The sequence below is a fragment of the Paenibacillus oryzae genome (assembly GCF_001675045.1).
GTDB classification, from domain to species: Bacteria; Bacillota; Bacilli; order Paenibacillales; family Paenibacillaceae; genus Pristimantibacillus; species Pristimantibacillus oryzae.
In genome coordinates, this window is record NZ_LYPA01000080.1 from 245842 (window position 1) to 269868 (window position 24027).

The following is a 24027-nucleotide window of genomic DNA, read 5'->3' on the forward strand; positions in this document are numbered from 1 at the left end:
ATGAGATGCATCAAGCCTTCGCCCCGGCGGAGGTTTTTTTGTGCATGAATAAAAAAGTAAAAGGGCACTATTGACCTTAGGTCAGACCTAAGGTGTATCTTTAGGTTAAACCAGACACAACCCGGGAGCGATGGCGTTTGAAAAATGAAATTACAATTAGCGAGCTTGCCAGATTGATGGGGGTTTCGACGCACCAAATTCGGTATTTTGAGGACAAGGAAGTGTTGCTTCCCGCCTATACGGATACCAATCAGTATCGAATGTACGGCCTCGAGCAGGTTTATCGGCTGGCGCAAATTTTGTTGCTTCGCAAGCTGGGCTTGTCCGTTCAAACAATAAAGGAATCCATAGACGGACCATCGCCCGAGCAAATGTCGCAGTTGCTTCGTGCCTCGGTGGATAATCTTGAAGCGGAAATAAAGCGGCTGGACGAGCTGCGCAGGCTGACAGTCAACATTCTGGAAGAACAGAGGGAATATGCCGGACCTTCGCCAGCATATCGAATTAAGCAGAGGAAAGCAACGGAGCTCAAATGCTGGTTCCATACGGATGCCCGGCGGGGGATGGATGCCATGTTGCTGGCCAAGCAATCGCCTCCTCCTGATCTGTTCGAGTCGGATATCTATTTTGTCATAGAGGATAACGGAAAAATGGCCGTTTGCACAGAATCGAAAACAGAAGGCGATTTGATGCTGCCGGAGTCCCGCTGTCTCTGCTATCCCTTTTTGGCGGAGGATGAGGGTGAGATCGAATTGCGGATTCAGCACATGCTGCAATATGCGGATTCGCAATCCATTGCGTTGAACGGACCTGCCGTGCTTGTTGAAAAATCCTACTTATCGCTGTTTAGTCCGAACAAGCTTAATTACGAGCTAATGATTGAGGTCCAGGAAAAAGACGAAGCGGCGCAGAATGGGGAGGGAGTATGAAAAAGAAGCTAATAGCAACAATTTTGACTCTCGTCATTGCGGCAGGCGGAGCACTTCTCTATATCCTGCAGCAGAACAGCTATGACATGGTGGAGAAAGCCGTCGTGATTGACACGCCGCAAGGCGTATTGAGCGGCACGCTCACGTTGCCCAAGGGGGAAGGCGGGAAGCTGGGACTTGTACTGTTTATCCATGGAGACGGCCCTATCAACGCCTCCCATAACGATGGCTACAAGCCGCTGTGGGAAAAGCTTGCGTCCCTTGGTTACGCATCCCTCTCCCTGGATAAACGAGGCATTGGAGGTTCGGAGGGCAGCTGGCTGAAGCAGAGTATTGATGATCGGGTAGAGGAGGCACGTCAGGCGCTGGCCTGGGCCAAAACGCAGCCGATGATCGACGATAGCCGAATCGGCGTATGGGGAGCCAGCCAAGCCGGCTGGGTTATTCCTAAGCTGGCGGGCAAGGAGAGGCTTGCCTTCAGCATTCTTGTATCCCCCGCCATCAACTGGCTCACTCAGGGAGAATACAATACCCGCAGCCAGATGGCAAAGGAGGGTTACAGCAATACGGAAATCGAGAGTCAAGTCGCATATGAGAAGGAGATCAAGGAGCTGCTTCTGAATGGCGCTACGTATGCGGATTACGCGGCAATCTCCCATAAGGGAGAGCCTATGACGGAGGAACGCTGGGAATTTGTCCAAAAAAATGTGCGCTCCGATGCAAACGCGGACCTGGCCAATTTTCAAACGCCCGTTTTACTTCTGCTTGGCGAAAAGGATATTCATGTGGATGTGAAGGAAACGGAAGCGGTGTATCGTGCGATTATTCCATCAGCGTTGCTGAGCGTTGAGGTATTCCCCGATACTGAACATTCCATGTTGTCCGTCCAAACGGCGGATTCAGAGCTCCGCGCATGGTGGCTAAGTCTTTTTCAGCCGAGAAATATAACGGTCAAAGGATACATGGACGCCATCGAGCAATTTTTGAAGGAAGGCTTGTAAAATGAAGGATAGAATTTATGGGCTGGATTTAGCCAGGGCGCTAGCTATATTGGGCATGATAATTGTGAACTACAAAATAGCCATGTCAGCTGAAAATAGCGGCCCCTCATGGCTGAGGTCAGCGACAGAATTGCTGGAAGGCAGGGCGTCCGCCCTGTTCGTGCTGCTTGCGGGGATTGGCGTTGCTTTAATGACGGCCAAGGCGCGGCAATCGGGGGATGCTGCGCTCCTTTCGCAAAGCCGCAGCAGTTTATTCAAAAGAGCGTTATTTTTGCTTGCTGCCGGAGTTTTGCTGCTCTTGTTGGATTGGAGCGCCGATATTTTGCACTATTATGCTGTTTTTCTAGCTGCAGGCGCGCTTCTGATCTCTGCATCGGACCGAATGGTGCTGGGATTGGGACTTGGTTCAGTAGCCCTCTCTCCTATCCTTCTTATGTTGTTCGATTATGGCAAGGGCTGGTCTTCAAGCTTTCATGAATATGACGATTTGTGGACCCTTTCGGGATTTATCCGCAATTTGCTTTTTAACGGTTTTCATCCTGTTTTTCCATGGATAGGTTTTTTCCTGGCCGGGCTATGGGTGGGAAGGAAAGGGTGGCTGGCCCAAAAGGAGCTTCGCCTTCCCTTGTTGCTGGCTGGCGCTGGCAGCGTCGTGCTTGTGGAGCTGGCTTCCTGGCTGCTCGTTAAATGGACTTCCCTCAGACTGGGGCATGAAGCGGCAAAAGCCTTGTTCTCCACCAAGCCGATGCCGCCTTCTGTGCTGTACATTTTTTCGGGAACAGGTTCGGCGGTGGTCGTTATTATCATTTGTTTGCATCTAGCGGAAAGATTTCGGGGCAGCAAGGCTGTTTCCATGCTCATCCACACCGGGCAGCTGTCGTTGACCCACTACATCGGGCATGTTGCAATCGGATTGGGGCTGCTCCAGGGAATAGGTTATTTGGAAAACAAAAGCTTGCCGTTTACGGTTTTTTATTCTTTGCTTTATTTTGCCGCTGCCGCTGTTTTTTCAATGCTTTGGCGCAAAAAAATGGCCCGGGGACCAATAGAGTTAGCCATGCGAAAGCTATGCTGAGCCCGAAACGGATGGGAATACGTTAAACAATTCTTGGGATGACATCATCCATATCCATTGCATAGGGACCTCGCCTGGTCCCACTAGTCCACCAAAGCTCCCTTATCGCTTGGCTGATTCAGCCGATGCGTCAGGGAGTCTTTTTTTGCTTATGTAGGGCGGGGTGCAATTTCGTCTGATGCGGTATGAAAAATGTTTGTGAATTGGCGACAAAATTCCTGCATCCAGCAACAGCCTTCACTCCCGTTGTCCCAATAAAGTTCATTAAAATAAAGAAAACGGAAAGCGCTTACCCGTGTTCAAGGGAAGTTCTGCCATATCATTAATGAGGGAGGATTTATATGAATCCTGCGCTGCAAGGAGAGACAAAACCACAGAACGTAAAAACCGGCATTAGCCAAAAGTACCGGCTGCTGCTATATGCGTCCCCATTCCTGCTGCTGATTCTTGTATTCGGTTATTTTCCGCTGTATGGATGGACGTATGCGTTTTACAACTACAAGCCTGGTATTCCGCTCAGTAGTGAGCAGTTTGTCGGTTTCAAATGGTTTTTGTCCATTATCAATAACCCGTATCAGTTTGAAGAAATTAAACGGGTCATGACCAACACCTTTGCCATGAGCTTGCTGGGGATTGCGACCTCGATTCTGCCCGTCATCTTTGCGATCTTTCTGGTTGAGATCAAAACGAACTGGTACAAAAAGCTGGTGCAAACGTTAACGACATTGCCTAACTTTATTAGCTGGGTACTGGTTTACGCGATTGCGTTTATGCTGTTTTCCTACGATAACGGCCTAATCAATAAAATAATGATCGGTTTGGGTTTCCAGGACGGCAATATCAACTATCTGGCATCGGGCGAATATATCTGGCTGAAAATGACGCTTTGGAACGTCTGGAAGGGCCTCGGCTGGGGCGCTATTCTGTACATCGCTGCCATTATGGGCATCGACCAGGAGCTGTATGACGCGGCTAAGGTTGACGGAGCGGGCCGCGTAAGGCTGATGTGGCATATTACGCTTCCCGGCGTCATGCCCACCTTCTTCGTTCTGCTTTTGCTCTCCATTGCTAACTTCATCAACAACGGCATGGAGCAATATTTTGTATTCCAGAACGCACTTAACAAGGATAGCATCGAAGTGCTTGATTTGTACGTTTACAACACGAGTATGGTAGGCAACAACTTCTCGTTTGCGACGGCGGTCAGCATGCTGAAATCCGTAGTCAGCGTAGTTCTGCTGTTTGTGGCGAACCAATGCTCCAAGTGGGTTCGCGGCGAAACAATCATTTAACGGAGCCGTTCACGAGAGGAGGAAGAAGGATATGCATAAAACCGGATGGGGAGACAAAGTATTTTCGACGGTTAACTATATTGGTTTCGGTATTTTCACCCTGCTTTGCGCGTTTCCTTTCTATTATCTGTTTATCCAAACGATCAGCGACAACAGCTTGAGCGCCAGCGGCGCCATTACCTGGCTGCCCAAGGGCATTCACTTCAATAATTATGTCGAGGTGCTGAAGGTAAAGGGGCTGTCAACCGCTGCTCTTGTATCCGTGGGCCGGACGGTGATCGGTACGATTCTGACTGTATTTGGCTCAGCCTTCCTGGGATACCTGTTCACCAAAAGAAAAATGGCTGGACGCGTATTCTGGTACCGTTTTGTGGTCATTACGATGTATTTCAATGCCAGCATTATTCCATGGTTCATCATTATGATGAATCTGGGCATGGTCAACAATTATCTGGCTTACATCCTGCCCGCCATTGTATCGCCGTTCTACGTTATTTTGGTCAAAACGTTTGTGGAGTCGCTTCCCGAAGCGTTGGAGGAATCGGCGGAAATTGACGGCGCAATCGGCTTTGACGACAACAAGCATTTTAGCCGCACCTTTAGAGAGCGGGTCGGCATGTATCCGACAGAATATCGGACGATCCATCAAGTCATAGAGGTGAACGCGGAATGAGGCGACGCTTGTTTTCGGAACGACAGGGGCCGCGTCTGCCCATGAACCAGGCAAGCCGGAAGAGCAGCGGGCTAACACTGCGCCTTGGCTTCCTTATGCTGCTGGGCTGTGTATTGCTGGTTGCTTCAGGCTGCAGGCAGGGCCAAGACGGAAGCGAGCCGAAGCCATTGGAGGAGGGACAGCTTCCGTACGAGGATCCTGTTACAATCAAGGTCGCCTACTCCTATTCAGACATTACGCTGCCGGAGGGAGACGTCGGCGATCAAAACTTTATATCGCGGTATATTAAAGAAAAGCTTGGCATTGTCATTAAGTACGATTGGGAAGCGAGCGGCCAAGAGCAATACAATAACATGTTGGATTTGGCGATTCAGAGCAACGATTTGCCCGATGTTTTTGTTGTGAATCGCGAGCAGTTCCTTACGCTGATCGAACGGAATCAGATTGCTAATCTCACCTCCCTGTATCCGCGTTATGCCTCGCAGATGGTCCGTTCCATCTACGATTCTACGGATGGCATGGCGCTGGCGGAGGCTACATTTGACGGGGAGCTGTATGCGTTTCCAAATGTTGTGATCGAGGCGGACACGCCTTCTTATTTGTGGGTCCGCCAGGATTGGTTGGACAAGCTGAATCTCCCCGCTCCTTCAACGCTGGAGGACATTGAGCATATTGCGAGGGCTTTTATCGAGCGGGATCCCGACGGCAATAATGTAGACGATACACTTGGCTTGCCGGTTGACAAAAGCCTGGTGTACAACAAAAGAACCGGCGTTTACGGCTTGGACAGCATTTTTGCAGCCTATCGCGCCTTTCCAAAAAGCTGGTACATAAACGGGGAAGGCCATGTCGTCTACGGCTCTATTCAAGCCGAAGCGAAGCAGGCGCTGGAGCTCCTTGCCCGTTGGTACAGGGAGGGCATTATCGATCCGGAATTTATGCTGCGGAAAGAATCCGGCTATCTGACAGACCAGAATCAGGTCGGTTTGTTGTTTGCGCCATGGTGGGGGCCTTATTGGCCGCTGGGCAGCACGGTTTCGAAGGACGCCAAGGCGGAGTGGAAGGTCTATGCGGCGCCCAAGGATGCGGCGGGCCAATTCGTAACCCGAAGCTCTGCGGTGACGGACAGCTACATGGTTGTCCGTAAAGATTATCCCCATCCTGAAGCCGCTTTGAAAATTCTTAATTTAATTACGGAGCTGGATCGCTTCAGCGGGGAAGAGGACGAAGCGACGGCGGCGATTCGGGCGACAGCCCAGCAGATGGGGAACCAGCTACGCAATTATTTTCCGCTCACTCTTCTGCTGGATTACCGAGATGCTGTAATTCGGCGCCATGACATTCTTGTGGAGGCGCTTGAGGGCGAGCTGGAAATACAAGACATGAACCAGGAAATGCAGGAGATGTATGACAGTATATTGTTTGAACAGGAAAATCCTCGCAAGGATCTGGAGGCTTGGATCATTTCGCAGGCATATCTGCAGGGCGGTGAAATTAGCAAACATCCCATGATTCGGGTGGAAGCATTATTCGTTGACAGCACGCCCGCGTACGATCAGTATTGGCCGAGTCTTCAACGGCTTGAGCAGGATTATTATTTGAAGATGATTACGGGGGAGCTTCCCATTAATGCATTCGATACCTTTGTAGAGGAATGGATGAACAATGGCGGCAAAAAAGTGATGAAAGAAGTTAGCGAATGGGCGGAAAGCCGAAAGTGACAAGTGAGTTAATTGCCAACAGACCGTTCCAGAGGATTCTTCCAATCGCTGGCCAGACGATAATCGATCGGAAGTATGTAAGAGAAGCGCTCTTTTTTCATTAAATGGCTGTCTTGCGTTCCGACTTTCTTTTCGCAATTCGAATGTCATCTATTGACATCGCCAATTCATTAAAAAGCATGATGCCCAAACCTGGAGGTTTGGGCATCATGCTTATGGCTAAGAGAGTCTTATTACAATTAAGGAGGCACCTACACCACCTTGCAGGGTTGCTGCAGCGATAACACCAAACAACTGGATGCCTATCGTAGAACCTGCAGTTAATGCAGTGATGACATTACCTTCAAAACTACTTAATGTTAGCGCTGGTGAGACAATGCTCCCTGCAACTCCTGTGCCGTTCACGACAACTTGAGCGCCTGTTAAGACACCGGCAGTTAAATTAATTCGATACGTAACATAATACGTTCCAGTTACAGGAACGGTAAATAATGTTGAAGTCCCGTTTGCAGTAAATCCATCTAAGCTTTGAACATCTGCTAAAGGAATAGCTGTTCCTCCCAGTACTACTGCAATTGCTCCTCCTGTTGTATTTACAGCAGACATACTGTTAGGTGTAACAGCAGCCGATCCGGTAGCCCCTGTTGCCCCCGTCGGTCCGATATCGCCAGTAGCTCCTGTCGCACCAGTAGCGCCCGTCGGTCCGATATCGCCAGTAGCCCCTGTTGCACCAGTAGCGCCCGTCGCACCAGTAGCGCCCGTCGGTCCGGTATCGCCAGTAGCTCCTGTCGCACCAGTAGCGCCCGTCGGTCCGATATCGCCAGTAGCTCCTGTCGCACCAGTAGCGCCCGTCGGTCCGATATCGCCAGTAGCCCCTGTTGCACCAGTAGCGCCCGTCGCACCAGTAGCGCCCGTCGGTCCGGTATCGCCAGTAGCTCCTGTCGCACCAGTAGCGCCCGTCGGTCCGATATCGCCAGTAGCTCCTGTCGCACCAGTAGCGCCCGTCGGTCCGATATCGCCAGTAGCCCCTGTTGCACCAGTAGCGCCCGTCGGTCCGGTATCGCCAGTAGCCCCTGTCGCACCAGTAGCGCCCGTCGGTCCGGTATCGCCAGTAGCCCCTGTAGGTCCAGTATCGCCAGTAGCTCCTATCGCACCAGTAGCCCCTGTAGGTCCGATATCGCCAGTAGCCCCTGTCGCACCAGTAGCGCCCGTCGGTCCGATATCGCCAGTAGCTCCTGTCGCACCAGTAGCGCCCGTCGGTCCGATATCGCCAGTAGCCCCTGTTGCACCAGTAGCGCCCGTCGGTCCGGTATCGCCAGTAGCCCCTGTCGCACCAGTAGCGCCCGTCGGTCCGGTATCGCCAGTAGCCCCTGTCGCACCAGTAGCGCCCGTCGGTCCGGTATCGCCAGTAGCCCCTGTAGGTCCAGTATCGCCAGTAGCTCCTATCGCACCAGTAGCCCCTGTAGGTCCGATATCGCCAGTAGCCCCTGTCGCACCAGTAGCGCCCGTCGGTCCGATATCGCCAGTAGCTCCTGTCGCACCAGTAGCGCCCGTCGGTCCGATATCGCCAGTAGCCCCTGTCGCACCAGCAGCGCCCGTCGGTCCGGTATCGCCAGTAGCTCCTGTCGCACCAGTAGCACCTGTAGGTCCGATATCGCCAGTAACCCCTGTCGCACCAGTAGCGCCTGTCGGTCCGGTATCGCCAGTAGCCCCTGCCGCACCAGTAGCGCCCGTCGGTCCGATATCGCCAGTAGCTCCTATCGCACCAGTAGCCCCTGTAGGTCCAGTATCACCAGTAGCTCCTGTCGCGCCATCAGCACCCGTTGGTCCGGTAGCTCCCGTCGCGCCATCAGCACCTGTTGGTCCGGTAGCTCCTGTCGCGCCATCAGCACCTGTTGGTCCGGTAGCTCCCGTCGCGCCATCAGCACCTGTTGGTCCAGTAGCTCCCGTCGCGCCATCAGCACCTGTTGGTCCGGTAGCTCCCGTCGCACCATCAGCACCTGTTGGTCCGGTTGCTCCCGTCGCGCCATCAGCACCTGTCGGCCCAGTAGGCCCCGTAGTGCCATCAGCACCCGTCGGTCCGGTAGCTCCTGTCGCGCCATCAGCACCCGTCGGTCCAGTAGCTCCCGTTACGCCATCAGCACCTGTAGGTCCGGTAGCTCCTGTCGCGCCATCAGCACCCGTCGGTCCAGTAGCTCCCGTCGCGCCATCAGCACCTGTTGGTCCGGTAGCTCCCGTCGCGCCATCAGCACCTGTTGGTCCGGTAGCTCCCGTCGCGCCATCAGCACCTGTTGGTCCAGTAGCTCCCGTCGCGCCATCAGCACCCGTCGGTCCAGTAGGTCCAGTAGCACCATCAGCACCCGTCGGTCCGGTAGCTCCCGTTGCGCCATCAGCACCCGTCGGTCCGGTAGCTCCCGTTGCGCCATCAGCACCCGTCGGTCCGGTAGCTCCTGTCGCGCCATCAGCACCCGTCGGTCCAGTAGGTCCCGTTGCGCCATCAGCACCAGTCGGTCCAGTAGGTCCCGTTGCGCCATCAGCACCAGTCGGTCCAGTAGGTCCCGTCGCGCCATCAGCGCCCGTCGGCCCTGTAGGCCCCGTTGCGCCGTCCGTTCCGGTTGGCCCTGTAGGTCCAGTAGCACCATCAGCACCCGTCGGTCCAGTAGGTCCAGTAGCGCCATCTGCAGGCCCTGGTGGCCCTGTCGGTCCCGTTGCTCCATCAGCACCCGTCGGTCCGGTAGGGCCCGTAGCGCCATCGGCCCCGGTTGGTCCGGTAGCACCATCAGCCCCCGTCGGTCCAGTCGGTCCTGTCGCGCCATCGGCGCCAGTTGCGCCAGTCGGTCCGGTGGCTCCCGTTACCCCATCCGCGCCAGTAGCTCCGGTTGGACCAGTCGGTCCTGTTGTTCCTGCCGTAGTTTCTAGACTTACGATAGCGGAGCCAGGAGTAACAACAATATCAATTGTGTTTGACTCAAAAATCAGATCGCCGCCAAATTCAACTGTGGCAGATCCTACAGGCCCTATGACGTTGAAGAGAGTTTCACCTTCAATTACCCCCGTAGGTCCAGTCGCGCCCGTAGCCCCCGTAGGCCCAGTCGCCCCTGTCTCACCAGGATAGCCCCTGCGCCCGCGTTTCCCTTCCTTCCCTTCCTTTCCTCTTGGTCCTCTCTCACCCATAGGTCCGGTAGGTCCGGTAGGTCCTCTGAATCCTCTAGGGCCTCGCGGTCCCGGTTTGGGGCATATTTTGCCTATCTTGCGTTTCTTACATTTTTTCTTGTGATCATTTTGCGAATATCGGCTGATTAGACCTTCTGTTCCGCTTTTTCCCAAGCGGATAAATAATTTTTTTCTCTTTTTGTCGCTCAGATTGAACACCTCCTTATTCTGTTGATATGCTACGGCGAAAACCTGAAACTTGAGTGTGCGTTTGTAACATGCGTTAAGAAAAAGTAGTATTTTTTTTGAAGATCATGATATCAGTCCATAATGGGCAGCGGCTTTGGAGCTATTCAACAGGTAAAATGACTCTGATCTTGCGTTTGCTATGCGGAATATCGTCCGCCCGGCTTTCGCCTGGATTGAATCTTGGCCTTTAGTCTGGCATCCTGCCATGTCTCATAAGCGGAACATTCTGCCGATCAACGGTCATACCTTCTTCGCCTCGCTGGAAAAGTCAGCCTACCTGTTATACAAATACAAACCGGTAGTAGTAGGAGAGCTAGATCGCTCATCAGGCACTATACTCTTGCAGTCTACCCCATGACGAAGAAGCAGGGGCTAAACACAGTCAGCGGGATGACGGCATTTTTAGGCAGGAATATGGCAATATCGAGAAGGAGCTTTGGCTGTTGTTTGTTCATCCAAGGTTTATGGTGGCTTCCAGCATGATGGCTCACTTTACCATAGGCGGCATTCGCGAGATAGGCGGTATTGCAAGGATGGAGCTGCCCCTTTTCCCAAAAATGCGTGATTAAAACAGCCAAAGACAATGAGATGCCTTTTGAGCAACTCCACAGCTTGCCGATCTGCACAACAGCAAATCCAGGCCTTGCTTGGTACTGGCGGATCTGGATGATTAGAGTGCGGCCGTTGCGAGCGTTTCTGGTGATTATTCATTGGATAAATGAATGGATGGGGCTGTCCAAAAAGTCAAGTGAAACGAATAACTATCAGCAGAGAGGACTGGGCGGGAAAGGGTGTCTTGAGGGAGAGTTTTTTGTCCATTTTTATCCACTGCAAATAGGATCAAAATAAAGCGGACAAATAGGTTTGAAGCTTCCAAGACACCCTTTTCCGGAAGGGACGGTTTTGCGGAATAATGATTCACCTTAACAGATTTTTTGGACAGCCCTGACAGCTTTCCCTAGAGAAGGAGAGCTGTCTAATTTCGATAGACGCTTATCTCTGGTCACTTATTGAAGCAGTGCTATTGTTTGCGGAGAGATCAGTTAATGGGTCGTAAGGAGACCCAGTAATTGTACCGACAAGAAGCGCGATGTCAACAGCATTCACGGGCGATCCCCATGAGTTTCCTGAAAAAACGAATACGGCAGAATCAACTACGAACCCGCGAGTATTGTAGACGACATTAGAAGTAATAAATCCGGTCGAATTTGGATTTAAATAAGCAGGCTGTCTAAGTGAATAAAAAATATTGTTCCGCGCTATTAAATTCGTGACGTTAGATTGCGTAACGAACCCGCGGTTGACAACCCAACCTGTTGAGGGCGGCGCTTGGGGGGGGCCGAAAATCACATTGTTTGTTAATTTGTGATTCGTCCCGGCGAGCTGAATAAACTCCACCGCGTACGGATTGTCGCTTGTAATCGTCATGCCGTCAATTGTAACGCCATCTCCAGAAACAAGAAATGCGATAACGCTGCTCTGCAGAGAAATTAACGTGTTTGGATATCCTTGAAGGGTCACCCCGGCTTTATTAATGGAGATCGTCGCGGTTATCACGTAAGTTCCTCCAAGCACGTGGACTGTTCCTGTTGGAGAAACGGCGGTCACTCCTTGCTGGATTGTTCCGAACGGGGCGGCTTGCGTACCGTCGCCGCCGACTGCACCTGCTTGAACATAGATTTCGAACGGATTCGGCGTAACCGTTCCAGTGGGTCCAGTCGGTCCAGTCGATCCGGTTGGTCCCGTCGCACCATCAGCTCCGGTCGGTCCAGTTGGTCCAGTTGGTCCAGTCGGTCCCGTAGCACCGTCGGCCCCTGTTGGCCCAGTTGGTCCGGTCGGTCCCGTAGCGCCGTCAGCCGGTCCAGTCGGTCCCGTAGCTCCAGTTGGTCCGGTCGGTCCCGTAGCGCCGTCAGCCGGTCCAGTTGGTCCCGTAGCGCCATCGGCACCAGTAGCTCCAGTTGCGCCTGTCGCTCCTGTAGGTCCCGTCGTGCCATCCACGCCAGTAGCTCCAGTTGCACCGGTTGGTCCTGTAGGTCCCGTAGCGCCATCCACGCCAGTAGCTCCAGTTGCACCGGTTGATCCTGTAGGTCCCGTCGTGCCATCCGTGCCAGTAGCTCCAGTCGCGCCTGTCGCTCCTGTAGATCCCGTAGCGCCATCGGCACCAGTAGCTCCAGTTGCGCCTGTCGCTCCTGTAGGTCCCGTCGTGCCATCCGCGCCAGTAGCTCCAGTTGCACCGGTTGGTCCTGTAGGTCCCGTAGCGCCATCCACGCCAGTAGCTCCAGTTGCACCGGTTGATCCTGTAGGTCCCGTCGTGCCATCCGTGCCAGTAGCTCCAGTCGCGCCTGTCGCTCCTGTAGATCCCGTAGCGCCATCGGCACCAGTAGCTCCAGTTGCGCCTGTCGCTCCTGTAGGTCCCGTCGTGCCATCCGCGCCAGTAGCTCCAGTTGCGCCAGTAGCTCCAGTTGCGCCGGTCGGTCCCGTCGGTCCCGTCGTGCCATCCACGCCAGTAGCTCCAGTTGCACCGGTCGGTCCAGTAGGTCCCGTAGCGCCATCCGCGCCAGTAGCTCCAGTTGCGCCGGTCGGTCCAGTCGGTCCCGTAGCGCCATCGGCACCAGTAGCTCCAGTTGCACCGGTCGCTCCTGTAGTTCCCGTAGCGCCATTCACGCCAGTAGCTCCAGTTGCACCGGTTGGTCCTGTAGTTCCCGTAGCGCCATCCACACCAGTAGCTCCCGTTGGTCCTGTCGATCCCGTAGCGCCATCTGTGCCAGCAGCTCCAGTTGCACCTGTCGCTCCTGTCGATCCCGTAGCGCCATCCACACCAGTAGCTCCCGTTGGTCCTGTAGAACCCGTAGCGCCATCCGCGCCAGCAGCTCCAGTTGCACCTGTCGCTCCCGTTGGTCCTGTAGATCCCGTAGCGCCATCCGCGCCAGTAGCTCCAGTTGCGCCTGTCGCTCCTGTCGCTCCTGTAGTTCCCGTCGTGCCATCCACGCCAGTAGCTCCAGTTGCACCGGTTGGTCCTGTAGTTCCCGTAGCGCCATCCACGCCAGTAGCTCCAGTTGCACCGGTTGATCCTGTAGGTCCCGTCGTGCCATCCGCGCCAGTAACTCCAGTTGCGCCTGTCGCTCCTGTAGTTCCCGTAGCGCCATTCACGCCAGTAGCTCCAGTTGCACCGGTTGGTCCTGTAGAACCCGTAGCGCCATCCACACCAGTAGCTCCCGTTGGTCCTGTAGATCCCGTAGCGCCATCCACGCCAGTAGCTCCAGTTGCGCCGGTCGGTCCTGTAGGTCCCGTAGCGCCATCCGCGCCAGTAGCTCCAGTTACACCGGTCGGTCCAGTCGGTCCCGTCGCGCCATCGGCACCAGTAGCTCCAGTTGCACCGGTCGGTCCAGTCGGTCCCGTAGCGCCATCCGCGCCAGTAACTCCAGTTATGCCGGTCGGTCCAGTAGTTCCCGTAGCGCCCTCCGCGCCAGTAGCTCCAATTGCACCGGTTGGTCCTGTAGATCCCGTAGCGCCATCCGCGCCAGTAGCTCCAGTTGCGCCTGTTGGTCCTGTAGATCCCGTAGCGCCCTCCGCGCCAGTAGCTCCAGTTGCGCCGGTTGGCCCTGTAGATCCCGTAGCGCCCTCCGCGCCAGTAGCTCCAGTTGCGCCGGTTGGCCCTGTAGATCCCGTAGCGCCCTCCGCGCCAGTAACTCCAGTTGCGCCTGTCGCTCCTGTAGTTCCCGTAGCGCCCTCCGCGCCAGTAGCTCCAGTAGCTCCAGTTGCACCGGTTGGTCCTGTAGGTCCCGTCGTGCCATCCACGCCAGTAGCTCCAGTTTCTCCCGTCGGTCCTGTAGATCCCGTAGCGCCATCTGCGCCAGTAGCTCCAGTTTCTCCTGTTGGTCCTGTTGGTCCTGTAGGTCCCGTAGCGCCCTCCGCGCCAGTAGCTCCAGTTGCGCCTGTTGGTCCTGTAGGTCCCGTCGTGCCATCCACGCCAGTAGCTCCAGTTTCTCCCGTCGGTCCTGTAGATCCCGTAGCGCCATCTGCGCCAGTAGCTCCAGTTTCTCCTGTTGGTCCTGTTGGTCCTGTAGGTCCCGTAGCGCCCTCCGCGCCAGTAGCTCCAGTTGCGCCTGTTGGTCCTGTAGGTCCCGTCGTGCCATCCACGCCAGTAGCTCCAGTTTCTCCCGTCGGTCCTGTAGATCCCGTAGCGCCATCCGCGCCAGAAGCTCCAGTTGCACCGATTGGTCCTGTAGGTCCCGTAGCGCCATCCACGCCAGTAGCTCCGGTTGGACCAGTCGGTCCTGTTGTTCCTGCCGTAGTTTCTAGACTTACGATGGCGGAGCCAGGAGTAACAACAATATCAATTGTGTTTGACTCAAAAATCAGATCGCCGCCAAATTCAACTGTGGCAGATCCTACAGGCCCTATGACGTTGAAGAGAGTTTCACCTTCAATTACCCCGGTAGGTCCAGTCGCGCCCGTAGCCCCCGTAGGCCCAGTCGCCCCTGTCTCACCAGGATAGCCCCTGCGCCCGCCGCGTTTCCCTTCCTTCCCTTCCTTTCCTCTTGGCCCTCTCTCGCCAGTAGGTCCGGTAGGTCCGGTAGGTCCTCTGAATCCTTTAGGGCCTTGCGCTCCCCGTTTGGGGCATATTGTGCCTATCTTTCGCTTCTTGCATTTTTTCTTGTGGTCATTCTGCGAGTATCGGCTGATTCGACTTTCTGCTCCGCTTTTTGTTAAGCGTTTAAAAATCCTCTTTCTCTTTTTGTCGCTCAGATTGAACACCTCCTTATTCTGTTGATATGCTACGGCGAAAACCGGAAACTTGAGTGTGCGTTTGCAACAAGCATTGCGGAAAAGAATGCTTTTTTGATGATTCATGAGATATCAGTCTATAAAGCCAGCAATATTAGAGCTATTCAACAGGTGAAATCCCTCGGGTCTTTTGTGAAGAACAAAGGACAAGTCAGAGGAATATTTTGTATCTTGAATGGGAACTCTTGTTCGTATTAGAATGAGATCAAAACTTGACGGGGAGGTTTTTGAAATGCCGATAGAAAAATACAAGGGGCAGCGGATTGAGTTTATTTATATCGACGGACAAAAGCATGTCAGCCAAAGAATAGTTGTGGTGCTGGGTGTCAGAAACGGAACAATGTTTGCGTTTGATCCGGGAAAAAATGGCCCGCGCAGCTTTCGCCTGGATCGCATATTGGCCTTTAATCCGGCATCCGTCCATGTCTCGTGAACGAAGCATCCTGCTGATCGACGGACAATCCTTTTATGCTTCGCTGGAAAAATCAGCCCACCCGGAATACAAATACAAGCCCGTGGCTGTTGGAGATCCCGATCGCTCATCGGGCATTATACTCGCAGCCTGCCCCTTGGCGAAGGAGCAGGGAGTGACCACCGCCAGCAGGGTGAGCGAAGCAAAGGCTTTATGCAAGGATTTGGTGGTGATCCGTCCCCGCATGCAGCGCTATATTGCGATGTCGCTTCTAATAACAGAGATTTTCGAGGCTTTTACGGATCAGGTTGAGCCTTATTCCATCGACGAGCAGTTTCTGGATGTGACGGGGTCCGCCGCTTTGTGCGGAACGGCCGAGCAGATTGCCCGTGAAATTCAGCGGAGGGTGATGCTGGCGACGGGGGTATGGTCAAGAGTTGGCATTGGGCCCACCAAAATACTGGCGAAAATGGCGACCGACAACTTTGCCAAAAAACGGGATGACGGCATCTTCAGGCTGGACCACGGCAACATTGAAAAGGAACTGTGGCCGCTGCCCGTCAACCGGATGTTTATGGTGGCTTCGCGTATGACGGCCCGCTTCACCATGAGCGGCCTTCGCACTATAGGGGACATTGCCAGATTGGAGCTGCCCGTTTTCAAAAGGATGATGAGACGAATGATGGGCAAACAGTCGGATATTCAGGCGGAATATTACTGGCAAACGGCAAGAGGCATCGATCCCAGCCCCGTTGTATCCTACATTCGTACGCCGATCAAATCCATCAGCCATGGCAAAGCGCTGCGTGCTTCTTTGTATAGTCGGCGCAAGGATATTGAAGTGGTGCTGCTGGAGCTTTCCGTCGAGGTATGCAGGCGCGCCAGAAGGCTTGGTTACGAAGGAAGAGTCGTTTCCTTGGGTATAGGAGAATCGGATGGACAGAGGGCGAACGTGTTCAATCGGCAGCTTACCTTGCCCACTCCAACCTCGCTTACCCACGAGCTGGCTGCCGCCGTCTTGCGGTTATTCGAGACGTTTTGGCAAGGGATGCCGGTCAGCCATATCGCGATCGCGTTGACGGGACTGTCCTCCGACAGGATCCAGCAGCTGGACCTTTTTGACGATAAGGTCAAAATTTTCGATCTGGAGCGGACCCTGGATGGCATCAAGGATCGTTTCGGCGATACGGCTGTAATGCGTGCCTCCTCGCTTTTGGCTGCCGGCGTTGCCCGGGAGAGAGGGGAGCGGATCGGCGGGCATTTCAAATAGAGGGTCAGGATGAGTATGAATAGGAAACTCAATAGTGAAGTCAGCTCCAAACGAAAAAAAAGCGCAGAACCAGGCTGAATGGCCTGAAGCTGCGCTTTTATGTTTTTGTTTTGACCTGCGCCCTTAAGGAGAAACAAACAGCAGGCGTTCTTCCTCGCGGCTATGAATGGCATTAACCACAATCAAGGCATGGAATTGATGCATAATGTCCGCTGTAACTCCCTCTTCGGTAATCCGGCTTTTGATATCGCCAACGATAATCCGCAGCAATTCATGATCGCGGGTCAGCTTGACGATGTCCGTTGCCAGCTCGGGGTTGCCCGCTTCCTTCTCCTGATAAAAACCTTCTTCTTCCGCTTCCGCGTGGCTGAGAATCCGGGTTTCCCAATATTCGATCAAGTGGTCCGCCGCTTGACGGGCGACCTCATATTCCTTCATTTCCAGCAATTCCTCAACCTCTTCGGTTTTATCGATTGCCCCTGACAAGCCGCCTTCATGGATGGCATGATGGGCGTGCAATTGCCGCAAGGATGGCCCTACCATGTGCAATACCTCCTCCTAGTGCATGTCCTATATAAGTTCAACTAAATAATGCTGGCAGGAGCCAGGCCGCCGTGTGGATGGATCTTCCGATCGCAGTTGTTTCCAGATTCCCTTTAATCATTAAGTCGATTGTTGGAATCCGGAAACACAAGCGAACGCTTGAAACGTTCTGAAAGAACGTCGCATCGTAAGCATATGCTTTTCTACAGAACCATCTACACTTTGGCCTGCATCTGCTGTTTGTTAGTTGAACTTATATAGCATTTTTTTCAGTATAGCATACCGGATGCCCCTCATTTTGCTGATTAGGCTTTATCTGTCGGCGAAAGAGGGAACTCCCTAATGGGAACCTGCGCCCTATAACTCCATAATGAAAGTAATTAGAGAAATCGTTTAAAAAAAACACTATTGAGCCGGCCCATGCATGTCTAGGAGCATAAAAAGGAGTGTTTGCATTAATGAAAAAGAAATTTGGACTTAATTTTTTCAAACCGATTGAGAGCTATTCGGGAAATTGGTCTATTCTTGAGGAAAAAAACAGAGATTGGGAAAATATGTACCGCCAGCGCTGGTCGCACGACAAGGTTGTACGCACGACGCACGGCGTTAACTGCACCGGCTCCTGCAGCTGGAAGGTATTTGTGAAAAACGGAATTATTACATGGGAAAATCAGCAGATCGACTATCCGTCCTGCGGACCGGACATGCCGGAATTCGAACCTCGCGGATGTCCTCGCGGAGCAAGCTTCTCCTGGTATGAATACAGTCCGCTTCGCGTGAAGTATCCCTATATGAGGGGCAAGCTGTGGCGGATGTGGAAAAAAGCGATTGCCGAGCACGACAGCCCGATTGATGCCTGGGCAAGCATCGTAGAAGATCCGCAGAAGGCATTGGAATACAAATCCGCGCGCGGCAAAGGCGGTCATATCCGCGTGGACTGGAACGATGCCATGCATCTGATTTCCGCGCAGCTAATCTATACGATTCGTAAATACGGGCCTGACCGGATCGCTGGCTTCACCCCGATTCCTGCGATGTCCATGATCAGCTATGCCTCAGGAGCAAGATTTATCTCGCTGCTGGGCGGACAGATGCTTAGCTTCTATGACTGGTATGCCGATCTTCCGCCCGCATCGCCGCAAATCTGGGGCGAGCAGACGGATGTACCGGAATCCTCCGACTGGTATAACGCGGGATACCTGATTATGTGGGGCTCCAATGTGCCTTTGACCAGAACGCCGGATGCCCACTTTATGACGGAGGTGCGCTACAAAGGCACCAAGGTTGTGTCGGTTGCTCCCGACTTTGCAGAAAACGTGAAGTTCGCCGACAATTGGCTGGCTCCGCATCCCGGAACGGATGCCGCGATTGCGCAAGCGATGACGCATGTCATCCTGAACGAGTTTTATAAGGATCGCTCGGAGCCGATGTTTATGGATTACGCCAAGCAGTTTACCGATATGCCATTTATTATTTTGCTGGACCCGCATGAGGATGCCTTGAAGGGCGGCCGTTTCCTTCGGGCCAGCGATTTGGGCCTGCACAGTGAAAATGCGGACTGGAAGCCTGTTATTTACGACCAGGCGGCAGGCGAGATGATAGTGCCGAACGGAACGATGGGCCAGCGCTGGGAAGAAGGGGCCAAGTGGAATCTGATTCTGGAGCGCGAGGATGGAACGAAGGTTGATCCGGCGCTTACCGTAATGGACCAGGATCATGAAACCGTCGAAATCGTATTCCCTTACTTCGACAATGCCGGGAATGGCATTTTTAAACGTTCCATTCCCGCTATCAAAATCAGGCTTGCCGACGGAAGCGAACGTTACGCCGCAACCGTCTATGACCTGATGATGAGCCAATACGGCGTTGCCAGAACCGACAGCCCGTACAATGCCAAAGGCTATAGCGACGCAGAATCCTTCTACACGCCAGCCTGGCAGGAGAAGGTGACGGGCGTGAAAGCAAGCGTCCTGGTGCAAATCGCTCAGGAATTTGCTCAAAACTCGCTGGATACCGGCGGACGTTCCATGATTATTATGGGCGCGGGCATCAATCACTGGTTCAACAGCGACACGATCTACCGCGCCATACTGAACCTTGTTATTTTGACAGCGTCGCAAGGCGTGAACGGCGGCGGCTGGGCGCATTATGTCGGCCAGGAGAAATGCCGTCCGATCGAAGGGTGGTCGACGGTCGCATTCGCCAAGGACTGGCAAAACGGAGCAAGACAGCAAAATGCGACGTCCTTCTTCTATTTTGCTTCCGATCAGTGGAGGTATGAGGAAAGCGGCACAGACAGCCTGAAATCGCCGATAGGCGGAGATGTCGCTTATCAGCATCCGGCGGATTACAACGTGCTTGCAGCTCGCCTTGGCTGGCTGCCGTCCTTCCCTCAATTCAACAAAAACAGCCTGTTGTTTGCGGAGGAAGCGGCCAAAGCGGGCAAAACGTCGAACGAAGAAATTATCAAAAATACTGTCGATGAATGGGTTTCCAAAAAGGTGAAGCTTGCCGTGGAGGACCCGGGAGCACCGGAAAACTTCCCGCGTTCGCTTTTTGTCTGGCGTTCCAATCTGATCTCCAGCTCCGCCAAAGGGCAGGAATATTTCATGAAGCATTTGCTTGGCGCGTCCAGCGGCCTTCTTGCTTCTCCGAATGAAGAGCAGAAGCCGGAGGAAATCGTGTGGCGGGATGATGTGGAAGGCAAGCTGGACTTGCTGGTAGCGCTGGACTTCCGTATGACGGCTACGCCGCTGTACGCAGATATTGTCCTTCCTGCGGCTACCTGGTATGAAAAGACGGATTTGTCGTCAACCGATATGCATCCATTTGTGCATCCCTTTAACCCGGCGGTTAATCCGCTGTGGGAATCCCGCTCCGACTGGGATATTTACCGCGACCTGTCCGAAGTATTTTCGGAAATGGCCAAAACGCATCTGCCGGGCGTGTACAAGGATGTGTTGATGACACCGCTTGGTCATGACAGCAAAGGCGAAATTTCGCAGCCTATGGGCTTGGTCAAGGACTGGTCCAAAGGCGAGGTTGACGCTGTACCGGGCAAAACGATGCCGAATTTCAGCATCATCGAGCGGGATTATACCAAAATCCACGATAAATACGTGACGCTTGGCCCTAATCTTGCAAACGGCCGGTTAGGCGCGCACGGCGTCACCTTCCCGGTAGGCGAGGAATACGAGGAACTGAAGCGGATCAATAGCGTTTACCATGACGACACGATCAAAAACGGATTGCCAAAAATCAATTCAGCGCGCCGCGTGGCCGATGCAATCCTGCATTTGTCATCGGCAACAAACGGACGTTTGTCTCAGAAAGCTTTTGCAGAGGCGGAGCATGAGCATGGCGTAGAGCTGCTGGATATATCGGCAGAGCGCGCAGCCGAAAAAATTACGTTCCAAAGCATTACAGCACAGCCGCGGGAGGTTATCCCGACGCCGGTATTTACGGGCTCCAATAAGCAAGGCCGCAGATATTCGCCGTTTACGATTAATATCGAACGTCTGGTGCCATTCCGGACGCTCACAGGCAGACAGCATTTTTATATTGACCATGAAGTGTTTATGCAATTCGGCGAAACGCTGCCGGTATACAAGCCAACGCTGCCGCCGATGGTTTTTGGACCGCGCGACAGGGAAATCAAAGGCGGTCAGGACGCGCTGGTGCTGCGTTATATGACACCGCACGGCAAATGGAACATTCACTCCACCTATCAGGACAACCAGCACATGCTGACGCTGTTTCGGGGCGGTCCAACCGTATGGATCAACAACGAAGACGCCGACGCTCACGGCATTAACGACAATGATTGGCTGGAGGTCTACAACCGCAACGGCGTTGTTACGGCAAGAGCCGTCGTCAGTCCGCGCATGCCGCGCGGCTCGATGTTCATGTATCACGCCCAGGATAAGCATATCCAGGTGCCAGGCTCTGAAATTACAGACACCCGCGGCGGAAGCCATAACGCTCCGACCCGCATTCATTTGAAACCAACCCAGATGGTCGGAGGCTACGCTCAGATCAGTTACGGCTTCAACTACTACGGCCCAATCGGAAATCAGCGGGATTTGTATGTAGCCGTACGCAAAATGAAGGAGGTCAACTGGCTTGAAAATTAAAGCGCAAATCGCGATGGTCATGAACCTGGACAAATGTATCGGCTGCCATACCTGCAGCGTAACCTGCAAAACGACATGGACGAACCGTAAGGGCGCGGAATATATGTGGTTCAACAACGTAGAAACCAAGCCGGGTATCGGCTACCCCAAACGCTGGGAGGACCAGGAGCTTTACAAAGGCGGCTGGAAGCTTCGCAAAGGGAAGCTGGAGCTTAAATCGGGCAACAAGCTGTCCAAGGTCGCTCTGGGCAAAATTTTCTACAATCCGGACATGCCGGAAATGAAGGATTATTATGAGCCTTGGACCTATAACTACGAGCATTTGACAAATGCGGGCGAGCAGAAGCATTCTCCTGTGGCCCGGGCTCATTCCGTAATTACTGGCGAAAAGATGGATTTGGAATGGGGACCCAACTGGGAGGACGATTTGGCCGGCGCGCATGTGACTGGCCCGCTCGACCCCAACATCCAGAAGATTGAAGAAGAAATCAAAATCAATTTTGAAAAATCGTTTATGATTTATTTGCCTCGTTTGTGTGAGCATTGCCTCAACCCTAGCTGCGTGGCCTCCTGTCCATCGGGAGCCATGTACAAGCGCGAAGAGGACGGCATCGTTCTGGTGGACCAGGAGGCTTGCCGCGGCTGGCGTTATTGCATGACCGGCTGTCCTTACAAAAAGGTGTACTTCAACTGGCAAACCAACAAGGCGGAAAAATGCACATTCTGCTTCCCGCGTATCGAAGCGGGCCTGCCGACGGTTTGCTCGGAAACCTGCACGGGTCGTATCCGCTACCTTGGCGTATTGCTCTATGATGCCGACAAGGTGCAGGAAGCAGCGTCCACGCCGGACGAAAAAGACCTGTACCAGGCGCAATGCGACTTGTTTCTTGACCCGCATGATCCTGAGATCATTGCGCAAGCGCGCAAGGACGGACTTTCGCAGGATTGGATCGAGGCGGCACAAAACTCGCCGGTCTACAAGCTGGCCATCGAGCATAAGCTGGCGTTCCCGCTTCACCCGGAATACCGCACATTGCCAATGGTTTGGTATGTACCGCCGCTTAGCCCGATCATGAACTATTTTGAAGGTAAGGATTCCTTGAACAACCCGGACGCCATTTTCCCGGCGATTGAGGAAATGCGCACGCCCGTTCAATATTTGGCCAACATGCTGACTGCGGGAGACACAACAATGGTAAAGGAATCCCTGCAGCGGATGGCAATGATGCGCTCTTATATGCGCGCGTTGTCTACCGGCAAGGAATTTGACCAGAATCGACTGAAGCGCGTAGGCATGACAGGGCAACAAATGGAAGAAATGTACCGTTTGCTGGCGATTGCGAAATACGAAGACCGTTTCGTTATTCCAACTTCGCATAGAGAGCAAGCGATGAACCCGTATAAGGCGCAAGGCTCCTCCGGCTTTGGTGAAATGGGCGACGATTGCTCCGGATGCGGCCCGGCCGAAGCGATCAACCTGATGACAAAGTCCGGGAAGAAGGCCTACGAAGAAAACTTCTACGGAGGTATTTGGCGTGATTGATGTAACTAGACTTTACGACTACAAGCCATCTTTCGGGTTTTTCGCACGGCAGCTGATGTATCCGGAGAAGCTGGATTTTAATCCGGTCATGCTTGAGACCAGCTTTGATTCGGCGCATCCTGCCTATGGTCTGGCTATGACCTATTGGACAGCGATGCAGGATTTCAGTCTGGACGATATCCAGGAGATGTACGCGGAAACCTTTGATTTTCAGAAGGACTGCACCCTTTACATGAGCTATTTCAAGTTTGAGGATGGCAAGGAGCGCGGACAGCTCCTTGCCAAGCTTAAGCTGCTATACGAAATGTTCGGACTGGAAATGCCGGAAGGCGAGCTGCCGGATTTCCTGCCCCTGATGTGCGAGTTCCTGTATGCCGCCGAATGGCGGCAGGACCCTCAGGCCGCAGAAAATTTTAAAATGCTGATTGCGGTGCTTGAGGATGGGACTTACCATTTGCTGCAGGCGCTGGAGAAGAACAAGAGCCCGTATGCTTATCTTGTCAAAGGATTGCGGGAGACGTTTAAGGCATGCAGACAACAGGAGGTGCCGGAGAAATGAAAATGCTGGATCAACTATTATGGGTTATTTTTCCTTATACGTGTCTTGTCGTGTTTATTGTTGGACATCTATTCCGCTATCGTCAGGATCAGTTTAACTGGACGGCCAAATCCAGTGAATTTATCGAAAAGAAGCAGCTGAAAATAGGCAGCATGCTGTTCCATCTTGGTATTATTCCCGTCATCATGGGGCATGTGTCAGGGCTTGGCATTCCAAAATCATGGATGCATGCGCTTGGCGTAAACGATCATATGTATCATATTGGAGCCATTTATATCGGCGGTTTTTTCGGCGCGATTACGCTGGCGGGGATGCTGGTCCTGACCTTCCGGCGGTTTACACTCAAAAATGTAAGACGGCTCAGCTCGGGCTCCGATCTGGCGGTTAATGCCATTTTGCTGTTTATCGTATTTATGGGTATGTACGCCACTCTGGTTACTAATGCCGTTCAGCCGGAATTTGATTACCGCGCCTCCATTTCCATCTGGTTCCGCGGTTTGTTTTATCTGAGCCCGGACGCTTCGTTAATGACGGACGTTCCGCTTTCCTTTAAAATACACGTATTGTCCGGATTTGCCATTTTGGGCTTTTGGCCGTTTACAAGGCTGGTACACGTATGGAGCGTTCCGTTGAATTATGTAGGAAGAAGTTATATTCTATATAGAAGAAATAAATCGAAATGATGG

At 53.3% G+C, this 24027-nt stretch carries 16 protein-coding genes; 12 read left to right on the plus strand and 4 right to left on the minus strand.

All coding sequences use genetic code 11. The features are described 5' to 3' along the window. Window positions 1-137: 137 nt before the first annotated feature. The 6 genes from A7K91_RS25030 to A7K91_RS25055 all read left to right on the plus strand — a co-directional run bounded on the left by A7K91_RS25030 (window position 138) and on the right by A7K91_RS25055 (window position 6691). Complete coding sequence (locus A7K91_RS25030) at window positions 138-929, plus strand: MerR family transcriptional regulator (RefSeq protein WP_068687212.1); 792 nt, start codon at window positions 138-140, stop codon at window positions 927-929. Next, window positions 926-1930, plus strand: a complete 1005-nt coding sequence (locus A7K91_RS25035) for an alpha/beta hydrolase family protein (RefSeq protein WP_068687213.1) — start codon at window positions 926-928, stop codon at window positions 1928-1930. Before A7K91_RS25030 ends, A7K91_RS25035 begins: the two co-directional genes overlap by 4 nt. Before the next feature lies 1 nt (window position 1931). Further along, entirely contained in the window at window positions 1932-3005 is a 1074-nt protein-coding gene (locus A7K91_RS25040) for a DUF418 domain-containing protein (RefSeq protein WP_068687214.1), read from the plus strand. Window positions 3006-3346: 341 nt separating this feature from the next. Beyond that, complete coding sequence (locus tag A7K91_RS25045) at window positions 3347-4297, plus strand: ABC transporter permease subunit (RefSeq protein ID WP_068687215.1); 951 nt, start codon at window positions 3347-3349, stop codon at window positions 4295-4297. A gap of 31 nt (window positions 4298-4328) precedes the next feature. Beyond that, the gene (locus A7K91_RS25050; RefSeq protein WP_068687216.1) at window positions 4329-4970 is read left to right on the plus strand and encodes a hypothetical protein; all 642 of its coding nucleotides are present in this window, start codon (window positions 4329-4331) and stop codon (window positions 4968-4970) included. Continuing rightward, a complete protein-coding gene (locus A7K91_RS25055; RefSeq protein WP_068687217.1) occupies window positions 4967-6691 on the plus strand; it encodes an extracellular solute-binding protein in 1725 nt (574 codons plus the stop codon). The genes A7K91_RS25050 and A7K91_RS25055 overlap by 4 nt, the downstream gene beginning before the upstream one ends. Before the next feature lie 219 nt (window positions 6692-6910). On the opposite strand, the gene A7K91_RS27210 is transcribed toward A7K91_RS25055, so the two are convergent. The 3 genes from A7K91_RS27210 to A7K91_RS27345 all read right to left on the minus strand — a co-directional run bounded on the left by A7K91_RS27210 (window position 6911) and on the right by A7K91_RS27345 (window position 14851). Continuing rightward, entirely contained in the window at window positions 6911-9865 is a 2955-nt protein-coding gene (locus A7K91_RS27210; protein WP_425415674.1) for a BclA C-terminal domain-containing protein, read from the minus strand. A gap of 575 nt (window positions 9866-10440) precedes the next feature. After that, window positions 10441-10719: a hypothetical protein gene (locus tag A7K91_RS26635; protein WP_156739806.1), complete on the minus strand. Its 279-nt coding sequence runs from the start codon at window positions 10717-10719 to the stop codon at window positions 10441-10443. A gap of 367 nt (window positions 10720-11086) precedes the next feature. Then, the gene (locus tag A7K91_RS27345; RefSeq protein ID WP_281198664.1) at window positions 11087-14851 is read right to left on the minus strand and encodes a collagen-like domain-containing protein; all 3765 of its coding nucleotides are present in this window, start codon (window positions 14849-14851) and stop codon (window positions 11087-11089) included. 262 nt (window positions 14852-15113) lie between these two features. Here A7K91_RS27345 and A7K91_RS25090 point away from each other — a divergent pair, with 262 nt between their 5' ends. Both A7K91_RS25090 and A7K91_RS25095 read left to right on the plus strand, forming a co-directional pair. Then, entirely contained in the window at window positions 15114-15314 is a 201-nt protein-coding gene (locus tag A7K91_RS25090) for a hypothetical protein (RefSeq protein WP_068687222.1), read from the plus strand. Then, the gene (locus tag A7K91_RS25095; RefSeq protein ID WP_068687223.1) at window positions 15304-16563 is read left to right on the plus strand and encodes a DNA polymerase IV; all 1260 of its coding nucleotides are present in this window, start codon (window positions 15304-15306) and stop codon (window positions 16561-16563) included. The genes A7K91_RS25090 and A7K91_RS25095 overlap by 11 nt, the downstream gene beginning before the upstream one ends. A 123-nt stretch (window positions 16564-16686) precedes the next feature. Here A7K91_RS25095 and A7K91_RS25100 read toward each other — a convergent pair whose 3' ends face one another. Continuing rightward, window positions 16687-17106, minus strand: a complete 420-nt coding sequence (locus A7K91_RS25100) for a hypothetical protein (protein ID WP_068687224.1) — start codon at window positions 17104-17106, stop codon at window positions 16687-16689. 458 nt (window positions 17107-17564) lie between these two features. On the opposite strand from A7K91_RS25100, the gene A7K91_RS25105 reads away from it, so the two are divergent. Genes A7K91_RS25105 through narI form a run of 4 tightly spaced genes read left to right on the plus strand, consistent with a single transcriptional unit; the run spans window position 17565 to window position 24024 of the window. Beyond that, the gene (locus A7K91_RS25105) at window positions 17565-21239 is read left to right on the plus strand and encodes a nitrate reductase subunit alpha (protein WP_068687225.1); all 3675 of its coding nucleotides are present in this window, start codon (window positions 17565-17567) and stop codon (window positions 21237-21239) included. Further along, window positions 21229-22782: a nitrate reductase subunit beta gene (gene narH / locus A7K91_RS25110; RefSeq protein ID WP_068687226.1), complete on the plus strand. Its 1554-nt coding sequence runs from the start codon at window positions 21229-21231 to the stop codon at window positions 22780-22782. The genes A7K91_RS25105 and narH overlap by 11 nt, the downstream gene beginning before the upstream one ends. Then, window positions 22775-23341 carry a nitrate reductase molybdenum cofactor assembly chaperone gene (narJ, locus tag A7K91_RS25115; RefSeq protein WP_068687227.1) on the plus strand — a complete coding sequence of 189 codons (567 nt, stop codon included), beginning with the start codon at window positions 22775-22777 and terminating at the stop codon, window positions 23339-23341. The genes narH and narJ overlap by 8 nt, the downstream gene beginning before the upstream one ends. Then, window positions 23338-24024: a respiratory nitrate reductase subunit gamma gene (narI, locus tag A7K91_RS25120; protein ID WP_068687228.1), complete on the plus strand. Its 687-nt coding sequence runs from the start codon at window positions 23338-23340 to the stop codon at window positions 24022-24024. Before narJ ends, narI begins: the two co-directional genes overlap by 4 nt. Window positions 24025-24027: the final 3 nt, after the last annotated feature.